This is a genomic window from Microcoleus sp. Pol10D4, assembly GCF_036701555.1.
Taxonomy (GTDB): Bacteria; Cyanobacteriota; Cyanobacteriia; order Cyanobacteriales; family Microcoleaceae; genus Microcoleus.
Genome location: NZ_JAUBRA010000008.1, coordinates 1 through 17,134 on the forward strand (window position 1 = coordinate 1; position 17,134 = coordinate 17,134).

A 17,134-nucleotide genomic window follows, 5' to 3' on the forward strand; every position below is an offset into this window, starting at 1 on the left:
TTACAACCGTGCCTGCGGTTCTATAGCCTGCGGTCTACGGTTTGAGCGCCTGACTCTTTTAAGATACAAGGGGCGGGGAAAGTTAATAGCCTTACCAACCACCGTGTTCGATGTGGCTGTAGTGTTTTCTGGCCCACCGCCATTGTGCGTCGGGGTGGACTCTGCCGGAGGCGGCGTTAATTTCGTAGAGGAGGTAGGCGTAGGGGGCGTCGCCACTAAGAGTTTGCACGTTGAGGGCGAAGATGGCGGAGTCTACGCCGCTTTCTTGCCATTCAGTGAGGGTGGACTTAGACAAGACCATAACGCACCCCCATGTTGGCTGTGTTGACCTTCTGGCCTAGTAGCAATGCGAAAGGCACTCCAAGTTGCACCCGAATCTGGCTACCGCCAGAGCGCCTCATGAACGGGTCAGATGGGGTTAAGTGGACTATGAGTCTCTGTGAGGACTGATTTTGAAGGTCAATGCCTGTGCTATCTCGATAAATCTTCACCGGGCTATTCCTTGAGTGGGGAACATCCCTTTGTCTCATGTTCTGAAAATCGCTGCTTGCACGCCGATCAAAGATAATTAATTAATTAAGATAATCCAGGCGTAGTAAAGTTCTGAAACGCTTGCTGTAAAACGGTTTCAAATTTGAGAGGTAGCTAGATCCGGGTGTTTTGGTAGCTAGATCCGGGTGTTTTGGTAGCTAGATCCGGGTGTGTCCGTAGTAAAGTCGTAAGCCTTGCCAGATAATAGTTTGAAGGTGATTTTGAGGTCATTTTTGCCTTACTACGCAAAACTCCAGCCTTACTACGCTTGGGGCTGGAGTTCGAGTTAAAGGGATGGGAAGCTAGATTGACAGTTCCGGTAGCACTTTAGGCAAGATTTTTCTGAGGTGGGCGGCGGTTTTGGGGCTAATTGGCTTGCCGCGCTGAAGCTGTGAGACTAGCTGCTGAGATATGCCCAGCTTTTCGGCGATGGCTCTTTGCTTCGTCCAACCCTTTGCTTCACAAGCCTTCTGTATCGGTTCCCACTCTAACGGGGCAGCAGATGCTGATTTCCGTTTCCGGGGCAAAGATGCTGATTTTTTAGCAGCTATCAAGGCAGGAATTTTACCGGGAGGCTTGATGGTGACGCCAGCTTCTAGCAGTAAATCAATAATTCTTTTTTTGCAATCTTTGGGTTTACCTGTTGTACTTCCAGGACGCAACCATTCTGGGTAGGTTTCAGAGTCATATATAATCTGCCAATCTAACTCAATCAATCGCATTAAAGCTTTACCCCACCGCTCCTTTATATCTTGAGCTTTGTACTTAACAGACCGCATTAATTCAATTTGATTTTTCGGCATAACCATCTCTAGGACGGTCTTAACCGTGTATTTTCCATTTGTATGAATGGCGCTTTCTGTTGTTATATTGATGGCAATTAAAAATGCTAGCTCATCATGATAGGGGTTCATTTTTAGCGTCGATTCTGAAATCCAACCAAACTCATATAAGGCCACTGGAGGCTTGGCATTCTTGCCAGGTTTATTAAAGAAAAACTCAGTCCATCTACCCGCCCGAATGAAGGCTACTATTTCTGTTGGTTCATCAATTTCATTTGTGAAAATGTTACGCTGCCCGTAGCGCTCCACAGCAACGTCCCAAATGAGGGAATTCATATCGCATCCTAGCTTCCCGATATTCCATTTAATGGTAGCGTCCAGCCTTCTCAGAAGCTTCAGGCATTGCTCTATCCTGAGTAACTTCTGGGAAGTGGTCATATCTTTACGCTCACCCCAACCCATTAAGTCTATGAGGTTAGTGCCACCATTTTTCCCAGTTCCAGCTAGCTTAATTTCAGTTCTCCAAGGCACAGCTTGTTGAAAAACATAGGCAGATAGTAAACAGTGGAGTTTGGCAGTATCTTTCCCCAAATTGCCAAATTCCTCAATAATTCCCCAGGCGGCCTTGCCTGTAAAGTAAAAATATTCTTTAGTAACTGGGTCTTTATCCTTTAAGGCTAACTTAACAAAACCCGTGTTGTAATTATCTCGAAAAAACACATTTTTATGGGCATCTTCTTGCCAATCCCAAATTCGTAATAAGGACTTGCAAGCCGTTCTAGGAGGGGCTGAGGTGAGTATTTGAGTGATTGTGGTGCTGATAAATACCTGGGGTTCGGTTGCGGGAACTGTTTTTGAAGCCAGCCCCAGCATAGCGGTTAACTCATCTAGTGTCCGATTGGATAAATCGAGTGGCTCTAGAAAAATTAAAGCTGAATCAAGTGCCACGTTTTTCCATAAATTTTCCTCGGTTCTACCTGCCTGAAGCCAGAGGGTCAGATGATTTAATATCTCCTCTGCTTTTGTCAAGTAGAAAGCATCATCAACTATCTGCTCTTTGAGAAATTTTTCTAGTTCATCAACACACTTAGGACTAAAGCCTTCTAATGTTTCATCCCTTTTAGTAATTTCGGTATGAATCCCCATTGCTACATTCAAGGCCAAAGTTTCTAAAAAATTCCCTTGGCGTAGCTTCTTGGCGTACTCTTGAATGCGCTCGCCATCTATCGTGGTGGTGGTAGTAGATAACTCCATAGCCTAGCCTCTTCATGCCAATAATAGTTACAGGTTTGATAGACAAATATCTCACTTGCTTTATCGAACCGTTTTGTAAGGAGTAACCCGAACTTTCCGTACTACCACGCCCTGTATCCCCAAAGCATTTGCGTTCCAGTGGTGGCGAGAGATAATGTGTTTTTCCACTAACTTCACGATCGAAAGCTCTCCCATATACTTGTCCCAATTCGCTCGTTACTACAGTTTACCATAACGCTATTATTTTAACATTTTCCAGTAATAATTTCCTGCTCTATCGCTGTTAATTTCTGCCCGAAACTAAGAACTGTTGATACAAGCTATTGTCAAATCTCGATCATCCCCTAACCCACAAACAGCATTCGCACAGAGGGACGTTATGCTTCCGGTTTTTCCACTAATTTCTCCTGCAAAGCACATCTCTAAGAGCGTAGCATCGGCATAGTCATAGTTATTAGCATAGGGCGGCGAGGTAATGATTAAATCAGCAAAATCATCCGGTACGCCAAGACAAGTCCGAGCATCAGAGCGAACGCTCTTAGCAGTATTAGCTGCTGTTTTTCCTGCAATTCTCATGTCTTGAACCTGGGTTTGAACCATTAGCTCAAAAGCTAACATCGGCGACAATACAGATTTTTTGGTTTGGTTTGGTAAGATGTACTGCCAAGGGGCAGTTCCAACGCAGGAAACATGGCAGAGAATGGCTATAATTGTCAGCCATACCAACTCGGATTGAGGAGAATCGTCAGCTAATTGTTTCCAAGCCTGCCACAATCGATTTAAGCCTTCAAGGGAGCGATCGCTTAAACAAGAACGAATCAAAGCCGGATAATTATCTACACAGCCCGACAAATTTTCGGCACGTATTTTGACCTTTCTTATATGCTCTAAATAAAGAGCGGGGTCAGTTCGATATAACAACTTGGCTGAAGCAATCCTAGCAACGAAGGGATGAGCTTCTACTCCCAAGCATTCAACCCCCATTTTCTCAGCAGCAAGCAGCGTCGTCCCCGCACCGGCAAATGGATCGAAGACAGTCGCACTCCCCCGTTCCAAGGCTCTAGCAATAACGGTTTCGACCCAAGAGGCCGAGAAACCCGCACGCTCATCTCGCACCAGCGGTGAACGGGCAACTTGATGTTGTCTGTAAAGGTTGAAAAGGTGCTGTTGCCCTCTTGAGAGACAGGGGGCGGCGCTAGCGGCAGAACTTCCCCAAGAGGCAGCTTTAATTGTTTGACCATCAAAATTTATGCTCGTTCACTCAATTGCAGCGATCGCCGCTGCGCCTGCAAGGTTTTGGAGCCCGCCGCTCATCATTAGTACGCTCGCCGAACGGACTGGTAAATTATCCATCTTTTTGCACCCCAGATTCAGGTAATCTGGTCTGGAAAGCCAAATTATCAGACCGGCTATGGACTTAGAACACGCTGCTAATTCCTTTGGAGAAATAACTTCGACGCGCGACCTAGTGGCAGAGCTGTTAGCTGCCAAGCGCTCTGTCAACACTAGGCGTGCTTATGAGAAAGACTTGTACGATTTCTTTGCGACAATGACGGGGCTCTCACCTCACCCGGCATTGGTGCGCGAGTTCCTACGGCTGAACCGTTTCGCCGCTGTCGCGGTGGTTCTCAAATATAAAGCCAAACTAATCGACAAGGGACTCAAGGAAGCGACGATTAATCGGCGACTGGCGGCGATCAAAAGTTTGGTGAATTTTGCTCGCAAGGTGGGCGAGTGCGAGTGGAGTTTGGTAGATGTTGAAGGAGAGAAGGTGGTTCCTTACCGGGATACTACAGGGTTTGGCCGAGTTGCTTCAGAGAATGTGGCGGCGATGCAGTCGGTATTGTCCATTCCTGACCGGAGTACGCCCCAGGGAAAGCGCGACTATGCAGTTCTCCGGCTGCTGTGGGACAATGCGTTGCGCCGGGGGGAAATCGGCGGAGCCAATATAGGCGACTTTGACCCGCTAGCCCGAACTTTGAATATTTACGGCAAAGGTAGGGGAACTCAAGCGCAGCTAATTGACTTGCACAACGCGACGGCAGATGCGATTTCTGATTGGCTGAGCGTGCGGGGAGCTGCAATGCCCCAAGAGCCTTTATTTATCGCTTTGACAAAGCGGGAATACGGGTTGAGGTTGAGCGGGTATGCTATTTACAAGCTTGTTTTCTCAACTTGCTCCGCTGCGGGAATTCCTAAAAGAATCAGCCCGCACAGAATACGCCACGCTGCAATTACGACGCTGTTAGATGCAAGCAACGGCAATACGCGAATGGCGCAGAAGTTGAGCCGCCATACCAGCTCGAACGTCCTTAATTGCTACGATGATAATCGGCAGAGCTTGCAGCGGGAAGCGTCGGGGCTGCTGGCTGGTTTGGTACGCTAAGTTGAGATTTGTATGTTCGGATGGTAATCGAATACAAGACTATGGGGAAACTCATCGAAACTGTTAACTTTCGTCTGACACTCTAAGATTAGTTGGGTGCGACTGGCTGAACCTTTACCAGTTACAGCAGTGCATAACTGCGTTATTAGCAGGCAAGCTGATAGAAGGGATGCGGGGCAAGTCAACGAGCGACGGTTGCAGGTAATGCAGCAAAGCAGTTAGACTAAAATTCAGAAGGCGCTTGTCACCCCCTGAACAAAATAAGATTGAGTAGATTCAGGGAGCGAGAGTTAAGAAAGTAGTTTGCTCTGAACAAACCCCGACGAATCTGCGCCAAGTCGTAACTTTTAAAAATCACCCAAGGAAAATCAACGAAGCCATTGCCGATGGGGAGAAAATCAGTAGCGGGGTACAAAGCCTTGACATAACGCTCCAGTAACATACGAAACCTGTGACTCACAGGCGAGTTTTCACTCTCTTCTGTAAATGAGCGCCGGAGAGTTTCATCTGCAACCAAGAAATGTAGGGGAACAGCGAAATACTGGTCGCTGAAATTGCTAGAGTCGCTAAGTTGCTGCGTAATCTCCTCATTTTGCTTGAGCTTTTGGATGAAATCAAGAGCGAAGTAAATTTCATTTTTTATATCTTGTGGGTAATTTTTGCGCCAGATATTTTCCAAAGCATTTATGAATTCTGGCGTCGCGTATTTACTGACTTGGGAATAAGGGTCGAACCTGTAAAGAGATGTCACCGTGTTATTATTCATTGGGACGAGCAACAGTGAACCATCCACATAAAAAACCTGCGGGCTGAGTTCGATCTCCAACAAGTCAGCCATGCAAGAGCATTGGTCAAATAAGAAATCAACGCCTAACTCCAATAGAGACGGTAAGCTGATTTTCTTCCTTGTCTGTTCGTAGGAAACAGCAGAATTGGGTGAGCAAGTAGACTTCTGTATAAAGAATTTCGCCGATTCAAAAAAACAAGGCAAATGTTCGAGAGCAAGTTTAACATCTCGATCTTCTGGATGTAGACGTTGATGGCTCCGCAGCCGCTGCATGAGAGACTTGATACGGGTACTAAACGTCTCGCCCCCCGAATACATCCCTTTTCCGCCAATGGGAATCATTGCTGTGTTGCGTCCGCAGAGATATCCTGCACCCGTAATTCTCGTCATTATCGCTGTTCGCAAGACGAGCAAGGAACCTATCAAATTTGCGACGCGAGTGATCTGACTTTGTTGCTTGCTGGGTACATTGGTGAATACTTTTTCAACAATGTACACCGTCACTTTCTTAGGTTCGCGATCATTATTTTTTCCCTCGGCCAAATCGCCCCGACCTCGATAGATGGTCTGAATAATTTCCATCAGGTTGTTTTCTATCTGAAACCTAGGTAGCTCGACGATTATGTGTTTTGCATGAGGAAAGGAAATGCCGCGAGAAGCTGATGATGTCATAAATACTACTCTAACCTGGTCTTTACATTCAAGGCGGCTTTCCTTGTCTGGATCTGAAAGGGAATGTATTTCCAGATAAGCCTTATTTTTATCGAATCGAGGCCGCCTCTTTTTGACCAAATCTATTAATTGTATCAGACGTTGCTTGTCCTGAATGTAAACCAGTAATTGGTCTGAATTTTGCTCAGAGACGTGGTGGATTATTTCGGTTACTAGGGAATCGTCCCGCGCTGACTGACCCAGTTTATTTTTAAGGGAGCCATCCTCATTAATTTTACAAGTCTCGAAGAAAACTTTGTAAGTGAGTTCAATAAGTCTTGCTGGATATGAGTTGGCGTTAATAATGGTGGAATCAATAATTCCTCGCCGTGCTGACTCATCAGTAAACGACTGAAAACTAAGCTCTAGTGGCTCTCGCTCATTCTCAACAGGAGAACAGTAAATCTTAGCCGGCTCCGCTTCCCTTGTACCGAGGTGCGGCTTAACAACTTCAACACCTATTAGGGAAGCGTCAGCAACAATCAGTTTAGTATTAAAACCATGCGATTTATCGAAGAGTTCAAGCTTTTTATCCAGCCATTTCTGCATGGCGTGAAACCACTCAACCCCAGCGCTATCGCCCGTCACTTCGTCAACCATAACAATGATGTTTCTCAGGCGTGAAGATAATTTAATCATTTCCTCTGAAATCACTTCACCCTGATTTGTAACCGAACGGAATAGTCTATGAAAGTTATCTAAGGAGTCTCCGTATTTATTCACTTTACGGAGGGACTGAGTAGAGCAGGTAATCACAATTTTACTCACGCCCTTATTGATGAGAGCGTGACCAGCATCGCACAGGCTCCTAATCACTCCCGTTCCTGATTTTTTATCGTAGCCAAGCGAATTTCCTGAAAGACGACTTATTTCCTGTCTCGCTCTTGTGAGATGCTTTCCCTCATCTCCAACGCCAATAAAAGTTACCCCTGACCAATTAGAAGTATTAGTATCGGCATTAGAATAATATTTGACTGTTGGCAAGCCGTTGTTGGTGGCAATAATAGCGTGGCTGGTATAAAGGCAGTACAGGTCATCAGCAAACAAGCGCCCCGATTCAGTTCTAAATTTATTGATTGTGTCTTCGTTAACCGATAGTCGCGGACTGACGTAGAACAGCAGGAAGCCCTCGTTAACGCGATCGCGAAGAAAATCCACCACTGTCATTGTTTTCCCAATACCTGGATTTCCGGTCAGGAACAGATAGCGACAGGCGGATGACAGTTGTTCCTTTATTATTTGGGCATGAGCATTCCTTAGCGTAATTTTCTGAGGGAGGTTGTATTTTGAAGTAATCGAATCATCCAGAGAATCCGATGGATTGTGAAAATTACTAATTATTTCAGTGAAAGACACGGTTCTGTCCGCAGTGGTATTCATATCGCACAGCGAGTCAACAAATTCTTTTACTTTCTGTTCCTGGCGATCGCTCTTGAGTTCATATTCTCCTGCTGCACTGTTTCCAACGCTGACTCCCATTCCACCAGGTGCGTACAATAAACTATCGGCGACACTTCGCTTGATTAAATTGAGCATCTTAACAAGCGTCCGCTTATAACTATCGATTGAATTCTCTGTGTCAGACTTTTCCTGTCTCTTCATCGACTTATATGCGTCGGCGCAACGATCAAGGATGTCGAAATCTTCCCGTCCGACATTCAGAGTGCTAATTCCCTGCGTCGTGTAACCGATCGCCGTGACTTGGACAGTTGCATCCTTTGGTATCCTGTTCTCTGATTCGAGAAACTTGACAAAACTAGCGGAGTACGATGCCGCCTGCACCAACTTAACAAAGTCCTTGTCGTAATAAGAAAAAGCTGTCAGGTAATCCTTTATGTCACGCCCAATTATTAATTCTCGATTGCTTCCTTCCTTTGTGTCAATTTTTAAGTGATGATAAACACTTTTGGACATTAAGCGGTGCAGTTCCACTCCGAGAGACTCAAGGATTGATAAAGCACTCGATAAATTCCACAAATCGCAATGTTCTCGTTCATCAGTTGCACCCTGATTTTCCCCTTCGTTCAACTCGCTGCTGTCATTGCTATCAACGGTGAATGCAGACAAATCAACGCAGACGATGCGATATTCCTTTTTTCCGCCTCCCTCCCCCTCTTTCGACATCAGCATTAATGTGTCCGCCTTTAAAAATTCCCCCGTTGTAGCGTATTTATTTATGTATGGGAAAACCTTATCTGGGGTAATGCCCAACTGGGAAAGGATTTGAGAATAGCGGTCATGTTCGTTTTTTTCCAGCGTTCTCATGCTGGTTGCATCCGAAAGACAGCACTGCACGTACAGCAATTCCCAATATCTGCTTGTATTAGAGGAGTACCCGAACGCATCCATCAGTTCGTGCCATAAACCCAAACCGCCAAGATGACCCCGCAGAAGTAACAACTTGCCCCATGTTGTCCATATTCGCTGACTCTCCGCGTCAATAAATCCCTCTTTCAATTTCATTTGGACGAGGCTATTGACGACTCCTCGATGATTGAGTTTTTTCAAATCATCGATGAATAAACCCATGTGGGCATATTTCATCCCTGTTTGATGAATCGCCGTCAATATTCCCGCGTTAAATGCTAGCTCGAAAAGATGTCCTTGTGCCTCTCTTATTTGCATTTACAGATCCTCTAAAACTTACATATCCTTTAAAACGGGACAATACCGCCGTTGCTAATAACCCACCACTGGGGAGCGATTATCGATTCAACTCGCTCCTTAAGCATCGGATTGGAATAGGACTCAACCAAGCAGTCAACATAATGTTGAGGCAGCTCATCGGGAGCGCTTACTTCACGCTCTACTAAGTAATTCTTAATTTCATCGAGAAGCAAGAGAGAGGAGTGAGATAGATTAATGTTGCTATTAATCGCATTATCTTCAGAAATTGGAACTATCAATGCGTTGTACACTTCTGTGAGAAATGCGAGAGAATTTATTTGCACCGAAGAGATGCAGTGCCGACTTTTTGCTGCTGACCTGCCAATTGCTTTGTCGCCGATAATATCATTTAGGGGGTCGAGTTTGAGGAACGATTTCTCTGCCTTAGTTTGGCTTTTTTCGTATTTTGAATAATGCAAGAGCGTTAACCCAAGCATGAGGTTATTTTTTAGTTCTCCCTCTTTGATGAGACCGTCCATTACCTTATTCACGTCAATTACGTCGCCAGGGTGGGCGTTGAGCAAGGTAGAATAAGTTGTCACAGTGTTGTAGAAAATACGATCTCGCTCTACAGCTTTTCCGGTGAACAAATTGAAAAATACTACCTGGGAACGATTGGGGTCATTAAATACGTTACTCAACTGGCGCACGTCCTGAACGTACAAAGTCTCTTCGTTCGGTACCCCATCAATCCGCAAGGCGCTGTAACTGTCGTACAGAACCGGATATATTACCAAGTCATCAGCAATCTTGAGGTATTTGATGAGTTCCGGCGACATGAAGAACAATTCATTTTGTTGGTCAGTCACGCGCAGGTGTTCAGAAAAGGGAGTGTTAGCTATGTATATAACGTGGCGAAACCCCTTGAGATACATATCGCTAATTGTGTCGCCCAGCACTGCTGGACAGCGATGCAGTTCATCCCCTCTGTAATTTCCCGCCAGAGTTTTCACCATCCTCACTTTTAGACCTGTTTCTGTAGGCTCCACTGCCACAACTTCACCCGTCAAATTGGCAATGTAGTTTTCTCCCCAACGTGAGGAACGGGCGTCGCATTTGTTGCTTGAAACCATCATTATTAACAATGGCTCTATGGTGCTATTGTTATTATTTTTAAATTTGAATTCCTGTGGCAATATTGAGTAGAGCGAACGCTTAGCATTTGTAAATTTATAAGTGTTAATCGTGGGTAACACTATTCCTTGAGAATTAATCAACAAGGAGTCGCTCAATACGTAACTCCATTCCTCGACCATTTGATGAATAAATTCTTCCTGCTGGGTTGTTTGATCTTCTGGTGTTTGGTGCAGCAGCCACTGACCTATAAATATTTTTTTATTTTTTCGCACTTGAACTGTCAGAATATCTAATATTATAAATCCCAATGTTCGCCAAGTAAGTTCGTATATGAAACGCTCCTTTTCTGGAGCTTGTTCTAAAGCAATTTCACGCACTTTAAATTCTATTAGCGAACCAGGAAATACAAGGCGACTCATGTATTCAGATGCTTCATCAGCATTTTGAGGCAAGTTACGTTTCCCACCTAATCGTGCGAGCATATCGATGTTCTTTTTATCCCGCTCGAATTGCTGGCTTGTATTTTGAATTACAAAATTATAGAATACAGGCAGCATTTGAATATCGCAAATTTGATAGCTCATGTCGAACTCGCGCTGCTTACCCGTCCGGTAGAAGTTATCCGTCTTAAATATCAGCGCTACAGGAAACTGGATGATGGCGTCTTTATTTGCCCCCTGTGCTGAGATGAAAACATACTTGAGGCATTTCTTCAGATCTTCCGACAATTCATTCTCGAAGAATCTAGTCCTATTGCTGATTTCGCTCAAGTCTGACAGGAGCAGTTTTCGTGACAGCCCTATATTTACATTTTTTTCGGCAGAAAACCCCAGTTTTTCCGTTTTTAAGTATTCCTTAAGAGCCTTGACCGTAGCTTCCAGTTTGTCAGCAACTAAGTATTCACTCATTTGACCAACAAACTTTCTCATTAAATTTTTCTTAGCCTCATCACTCTTAAGAGAGTCTTCTTTCAACTGAGGTAATACTTCTTCGGTAAATTGCTTGATTACATCAAAATTGAGCACTTCCTGGTAACAATAATTTGGCGCAAGAGGGTTGGGACAAGCAAATGCAAAGTAATAAAGAACGAAAAACTTAAGTATTTTCTCAATTTGTTTCTTGCACCCCTCTTGCGTTAGATCGTCAAAGTTATGCAATTGTGAATCCGGCTTAATCATCTCAATCCCATACAAAAATGAAGAATTGAAAAGAACCGGATTACTGACGCGCCCGTTTAATTTGAATTTGAGTCCAAAAGTTATTGAGGTAATACTCTGAAGAGAGTCTTCTGTTTCTCCAATACAGCCATCGATTTTACCTAAAAGAGGTAACTCCGAGAAGGCATCCCGCCCAGAAAATAATTCTTGGATGTCTACAAGTATGCCCTGGTATGTTACTTCGTAATAAGCCTCTGGTTTCTTTTTGTCGTTGATGAATTTTTCCAGTGATCTAAGACGCCGGCTGTAGTCCCTCAAATAAAATGAGGCTTCGTCGAGCGATATTTCGCGAGGCTCTTTTTCCCCTTGAAGGGTAAACTGATGTATTAACTTACTTTTTTGCTTCGAGTCTCTAACGCGAGCGCAATCTTCACCAATTATATTGGCCCAGTATTCCAAGTAAATTACTTCCGCCTCTCTTTTCAGGCGACCGATTGTTTCTTGATTGAGTAACTTTTCAAGTTGGCATAATTCATTAGAACCATTAGTTTTGAGTGACTCGATGCTCGTTCTCACATTTTGAATTACATAATCAGGATAATCCAAGTCCTGTTTTGTTTTCAAAAATTGAACATAATTTTCCAGCCCAGTCACCACAAATTCGCGGAAGCGAGTTGCACTATTTATTTCTATTGTTACTTTGTGGCTCCTGATTGTAGGAGTCGCCACTTCAGAAGCCAAGGTCAAATCATGCGAACTCAATCCAGTCATCGAAGGGAATTGCCAAGCAAACAAGGAGGGCTGCTTTGGCATTGATGCCAGGGGTACAAGCATTGACTCGATTAACTCATCAATGGTCACTTCAGAGCTTTCTCGATCGGGCAACGAAGCGTGGGCTTTCCTAATGGCCTCGATTAATCTATTTGATAAAGCTGTTTTGATTTCTTGAATTTTTTCTCCGAAGGTTTCACGGCATTTTTCAACCATGTTTATTGTCGCTTTATAGGCTTTTTCTCCTGGCTCTAATGGAGGTCTTAATTCTTGATTTTTTGCGAGTTGAAAAGCCAAACAATGAATGTCTATAATTAACCTAAATCTTCCTGAAGGGATATCTTGTTTTAAGCAAAATAGTGCTGCTCCGGTTTCTCGATTCAGTTCGTCAATAGTTTTTGCTAGCCAGTCGCTATAATCCAGCCTCGCCAGTTCATTCCTGTCTTCTTTTAACTCATTTTTCACGGGGACTAGCTCCTTCTTTTATGAGAACTGGTTGCGGATTGTTCACTGGTTAAGGGGATGAATTATTCTCATACAAGTAGAATGATTTAAAATATCATTTCATGTTCAAAAAAAATAATTAATCATCTCTGGAGGTCAGTGTCGAGCTTAAAGTTACAGCAGATTGCTGGTGAATAGAGTACACTTTATTCCCAAGCACCTACGAAACTGGTTTACAAAATTGCTATCCGATTCTCCTTTTACCCTCATCTCAAGCAGCAGCAGGGTCAGCAACCAACGCCCTCATATAATAGCAAAGAGGTCGGACATTGTGGGGCAAAGAACTGCAACTGAGTAAATCCCGATCTTTGCAGGGACTTTTCAGCACCCAAGAGCTATCCTCTTTGAGGGTCAAGCCTGTTACGAATGGATCGTGGGAGCGGGAGTCAACATCAGTAGCACTCCGGTGAGACCGGATTGGGGAAGAAAGCGCCGATCGAGCAAGCCGGATTGCGAAAAGGCTCCTGAGCGACTTGCGGTGATGAATGTTTGGCTCAACTTTGCCAAGAGGAGTCTAACTCGAAGTTGCAAGGGTTTTCCAGTACCTAAGAGCTGCTGAGCGGCTGATATTCATGACTTGAAAATGGGCGGAAGTCATTATAGCATTGAGTAGTTATATTACACAGCAGGCGAAACTGAAACGGTGTTGGCGGTTGATTTACTCGCTCTACACGCACTTCTACAAAACTAGGATTCCTCAAGAGAAGTTCAAAAATCTCACTCTTCAAATATCGCGGACAATACCCGACAATGTAGTGGTCTTCTGTATTTAAAGTCAAGGCTTTAGAATCATAATGATTTTGAAATTCGTGAGCTAACCACAACTTTTCTCCTGTCTCTAAGCGGTTAATTCGCTCAATTGCACCCTGTGGCAAATACCGCAGTCCGTGCAAGAAAAAGTGAAGGCGATACCGCCCTTCTGAATCTGGCTCAGGAATGGGAAAAACAGTTAGAGTATCTGTTTCTCGCCGCCCACCGCTGCGGGCTAACATGGCAATTGGATCGCTTTCATGTTGAGTCAGATTTAGCCAGTGAAAAAAACTTGAGTAATCGGGGCGATTTTTCGGCATCAACCGATTAGCAAATACGGGAAATAAGTAGGTTGATGTATATACTTCACCTAAGCGCGGAAACGAGGGCAAGGGTTCAAAACCGCACTTCTGTTGAGCTTCTAAAACGCCTTGCGTGTAGGTAAATTGGTAGTTGGTTCCGTCAAATGTTAGCCTGCCAATGGGAAACCAGGAACGGCTGTTTGGATCTTGCCAAGCCAAAAAAAGCGTTGAGTGTGTTTTCACGGTAGCGTTTTCCTCAAGTTAAGCAGTCTGTGTTGATTGAATTCAATAATTTTTTGGGCAAACTCGGCTGCAATCGGTGAGATACGAGTGTTAGGAATTCGATGAAAAATATCCACTATACTCGCCTTTGAGATACTTTCAAGTCGCTCAAGCCATATATGCGCTGCATTCGGATAGCGACGTGCAGCGCAGTCAAATACATCAACAGTTTTGAGGGGCTTTTTGTCATCAACGCTGCCATAAAACGCTGAGAAACATTTGTTAGCATAAGTTTCTACTGGGCGTTTTTGCCTTTGTTCATCAGAGAGATCACGGCCTAAGCTAGAAGCGTGATCGTAAGTGGGTGCTAGGTGTGCTGTTTCAGATGTAGCCGACGCTAGGTGTGCTGTTTCAGATGTGGTAGACACTGCCTTATTTCGGACCACACCCCAGTTTTCGTGGTGGCGATCGCCATTGCCAATCCACGCATCTAACAGAAGATAGCCGACAAACACTTCTACAGCTTTTTGGATGCCACTGGGTACTGTCCAACCAATGGTAAGTTCACAGATTCATCAGAGATAATTCTCAACACTAGATCAATTGTATGTTGTGACAGGTTGTAGGTTGCAAAGGTGGGGTAATTTGGCACGATGGGAGTAAGAAGTTCGTTACCGTGAACGAGGGTGCCACCGTTAGGCAAAAAGTAAGAAGAGACTACACCGAGATTCCCCTCACTCGTGGCAGCCAGTTCATAATTAGCATGAGGAATTCCCAGTAATTCGCACAATTCGGAGGCCACTTTTTCTGCCCAATCTTCGCCTAAATCAAGTCTTGCTTGTTTGTACAGGCAGCGGCCGAGTTCTGGGTGTTCAAACCAAAACTTATACTTGCTTCCCATTGCCTCAGTCTTGGAGAGTTCGTAAGCTTGAGGGGTGACAATAATGATGGGAAATTCATCAGGCATAAATTGTTCAACCTATTTCTTGCGCCGCACTCGCAGTTCACAAATATAGCAACCGCTTTCGTCGGTTAGAACACAAAGTCTGGTAGGGGTCATTCATGAACCCTACCTTGTCTATAGCAGTATGACGACTGCTATAGAACCCATTTGACATATTGTAGCGATCGGACATCAGCAGCCGATCGGATTGCAGCAACCTTACGCCTCGAAAAGCTCTTTTTTGAGGTCGTTCGCTTTAAACCCATAAAAACCGCCTCAAAGGCGTGTTCAGCCCAAGGAATTTAGAGCGTTTTTGGAGTTTTCCTAAAACAACAGAAGCCTACATTGTACCCGCAAGGCACAGTGTAGGCTTCTGTTGTTTTACTTTAAAATTAGCTTCATTTTTCCAATCCCTCACCCACCAAAGCTTCCAGTTCAGCTAACAGCTTCTCTAGTTTCTTTTGCTTTTTGGGGTCATCCCAAACCTTAGACTTTTTCACTCGCTGCAAAGCTGTATCTACGCGACTTTTAAGTGAGTGATTTGGTGCAGTCGCCTCCCCTGTACTTTTCGCTTTTAAATCGGCAATGCGCTGTTTGATTTGGGTCAGGGAGAGGTCGAGAGCGATCGCCTCTTCTAACAATTGGGATCGCTCTGAGCTATCCTTAACTCGGGCGATCGCTCTGGCTTTGGTATACTCAATCCGTCCTTTCCGCAGCGCTCCAATCACATCATCTGGCAGGTTCAGCAAGGGGAGGCGATTAGTTCGGAAACTCTCTGGAGTGTACTTCCCGACGAGTGCAAATATATCGCTTACTATTTCCCACTCGGAGCTGTGGATAACGTTATCCACACCAGCGCGTTCTGGGTGCGCGGCCGCTCCGAGCAAAGCAATAACTGACGAGGAGGTAGAGTTTAATTTCATTGCCAGCAATTGCAGAATCCCTTCGGTTTCCTCAATCGCATTCAAATCTTCCCGCTGCAAGTTCTCCAGCAGTGCAATTTGCAGAGCCTCTGTGTCTGTTAGTTCCCGAATCACAACAGGAATCTCAGTCAAACCTAACGACGAAGCGGCTCGATAGCGCCGTTCTCCAGCCACCAATTCGTACTTGTTGCCATCTATTGGGCGTACCAGGAGCGGTTGCAGAATTCCTAGCTGCTTGACTGACTCCACCAGTTCTTGCATGGCTGTCGGATCGAAATAGCGGCGTGGCTGCTGCTGGGGCAAGACAATTGTGTCTATGGAGACTAGGGAGGATGCGGCATCTTCGCTGTCGCTGGTTCCTAATAGAGCCTCAACCCCTTTGATTTGATAAGGCTGATTGTCGCGCTTTTGATTCATCGCAGAGCTAAGAGTCCTTGTGCAATAGTATCGAGTACAGCGACGGCTGGATGTTTTGGATTGTACGCGGCCAGAGGTACGTGTTGCTGTGACGCATCGGCGAAAGCGACAGTCCGAGGGACGGCGGGGTAAATCGCAGCAATCTTCTCCAGAGAAGTAGTAATTGATTGCAAACTTTGAAAAGCTTGTACAGTACGGGGATCGTACAGCGTCGGAATCACTCCGGCAATCTGCAATTTCCGATTAGCGCGTTTCCTGACGCGAGCAATGGTTTGCAACAGCAATTCGGTTCCTTTGAGAGCTTTATATTCAGTCTGAATCGGAATTAAGACGTGAGTGGATGCAACTAGACTGATATAGGATAGGATGCCTAGCGAAGGAGGGCAGTCTATCAATATGAAGTCATAGTTTGAGCTAAGGGGGTCAATGACTTCTTTTAGCCGACTATCTCTCATGTCAGCCACCACCAGTTCCAGCTCTGCTCCGCTCAAATTAATATTAGAAGGGAGCAAGTCCATGTTGTGAAGGTTTTTGCGGAGCGCCGCGTCAGAACCGTTCATAATAGACTCGTAGACAGTCTCCTGTAACTCAGATGGCTCCAAGCCCATGAAGGCGGTAAGCGAGGCTTGGGGGTCCATATCTACTAACAAGACTTTTTGCTTCCGCTTCGCCAAATGGTAGCCTAAATTCATTGTCAAACTGGTTTTGGAGACACCGCCTGACTGGTTGAACAGCGCAATAATTTTGCTCATCTATTTTTAAGCACGCTCACTCAACGTGTTGATTAAACAATATTAGTGGACTGCGGCTTATTGTAAACTAATCCTTGAAAGAACTTTGAGAACCGCGTCTGATAACTAACTGCGATCGCAGTTATCATTGAACTATCGCAGTTATCATTGAACTATCGCAGTTATCATTGAACTAGAGATGTTCAGCGCAGTCCCTAC

At 44.8% G+C, this 17,134-nt stretch carries 12 protein-coding genes; 1 reads left to right on the top strand and 11 read right to left on the bottom strand.

From position 1 onward, the window contains the following. Positions 1 to 91: 91 nt before the first annotated feature. The 4 genes from QUA36_RS06545 to QUA36_RS06560 form a co-directional block, all read right to left on the bottom strand. Positions 92 to 301, bottom strand: a complete 210-nt coding sequence (locus QUA36_RS06545) for a hypothetical protein (protein ID WP_333456268.1) — start codon at positions 299 to 301, stop codon at positions 92 to 94. Between the two features lie 532 nt (positions 302 to 833). Then, positions 834 to 2,567, bottom strand: a complete 1,734-nt coding sequence (locus QUA36_RS06550; protein WP_333322496.1) for a helix-turn-helix transcriptional regulator — start codon at positions 2,565 to 2,567, stop codon at positions 834 to 836. 300 nt (positions 2,568 to 2,867) lie between these two features. After that, a complete protein-coding gene (locus QUA36_RS06555; protein ID WP_445301423.1) occupies positions 2,868 to 3,623 on the bottom strand; it encodes a DNA methyltransferase in 756 nt (251 codons plus the stop codon). After that, the gene (locus QUA36_RS06560; protein ID WP_333456272.1) at positions 3,527 to 3,811 is read right to left on the bottom strand and encodes a hypothetical protein; all 285 of its coding nucleotides are present in this window, start codon (positions 3,809 to 3,811) and stop codon (positions 3,527 to 3,529) included. Before QUA36_RS06560 ends, QUA36_RS06555 begins: the two co-directional genes overlap by 97 nt. Before the next feature lie 167 nt (positions 3,812 to 3,978). Here QUA36_RS06560 and QUA36_RS06565 point away from each other — a divergent pair, with 167 nt between their 5' ends. After that, positions 3,979 to 4,953: a tyrosine-type recombinase/integrase gene (locus QUA36_RS06565; RefSeq protein WP_333322492.1), complete on the top strand. Its 975-nt coding sequence runs from the start codon at positions 3,979 to 3,981 to the stop codon at positions 4,951 to 4,953. Between the two features lie 244 nt (positions 4,954 to 5,197). Here QUA36_RS06565 and QUA36_RS06570 read toward each other — a convergent pair whose 3' ends face one another. From QUA36_RS06570 to QUA36_RS06600, 7 genes are all read right to left on the bottom strand, one after another. Then, positions 5,198 to 9,076 (bottom strand): hypothetical protein, encoded by a 3,879-nt coding sequence (locus QUA36_RS06570; RefSeq protein WP_333322490.1) that lies wholly within the window; start codon positions 9,074 to 9,076, stop codon positions 5,198 to 5,200. A gap of 29 nt (positions 9,077 to 9,105) precedes the next feature. Then, a complete protein-coding gene (locus QUA36_RS06575; RefSeq protein ID WP_333322488.1) occupies positions 9,106 to 12,588 on the bottom strand; it encodes a hypothetical protein in 3,483 nt (1,160 codons plus the stop codon). A gap of 584 nt (positions 12,589 to 13,172) precedes the next feature. Beyond that, a complete protein-coding gene (locus QUA36_RS06580) occupies positions 13,173 to 13,922 on the bottom strand; it encodes an HIRAN domain-containing protein (RefSeq protein WP_190663952.1) in 750 nt (249 codons plus the stop codon). Further along, positions 13,919 to 14,416 (bottom strand): hypothetical protein, encoded by a 498-nt coding sequence (locus QUA36_RS06585; RefSeq protein ID WP_333322485.1) that lies wholly within the window; start codon positions 14,414 to 14,416, stop codon positions 13,919 to 13,921. The genes QUA36_RS06580 and QUA36_RS06585 overlap by 4 nt, the downstream gene beginning before the upstream one ends. A 2-nt stretch (positions 14,417 to 14,418) precedes the next feature. Beyond that, positions 14,419 to 14,868 carry a hypothetical protein gene (locus QUA36_RS06590; RefSeq protein ID WP_333322483.1) on the bottom strand — a complete coding sequence of 150 codons (450 nt, stop codon included), beginning with the start codon at positions 14,866 to 14,868 and terminating at the stop codon, positions 14,419 to 14,421. Positions 14,869 to 15,242: 374 nt separating this feature from the next. Further along, the gene (locus QUA36_RS06595; RefSeq protein ID WP_333322481.1) at positions 15,243 to 16,184 is read right to left on the bottom strand and encodes a ParB/RepB/Spo0J family partition protein; all 942 of its coding nucleotides are present in this window, start codon (positions 16,182 to 16,184) and stop codon (positions 15,243 to 15,245) included. After that, positions 16,181 to 16,936, bottom strand: a complete 756-nt coding sequence (locus tag QUA36_RS06600; protein ID WP_333048754.1) for a ParA family protein — start codon at positions 16,934 to 16,936, stop codon at positions 16,181 to 16,183. Before QUA36_RS06600 ends, QUA36_RS06595 begins: the two co-directional genes overlap by 4 nt. Positions 16,937 to 17,134: the final 198 nt, after the last annotated feature.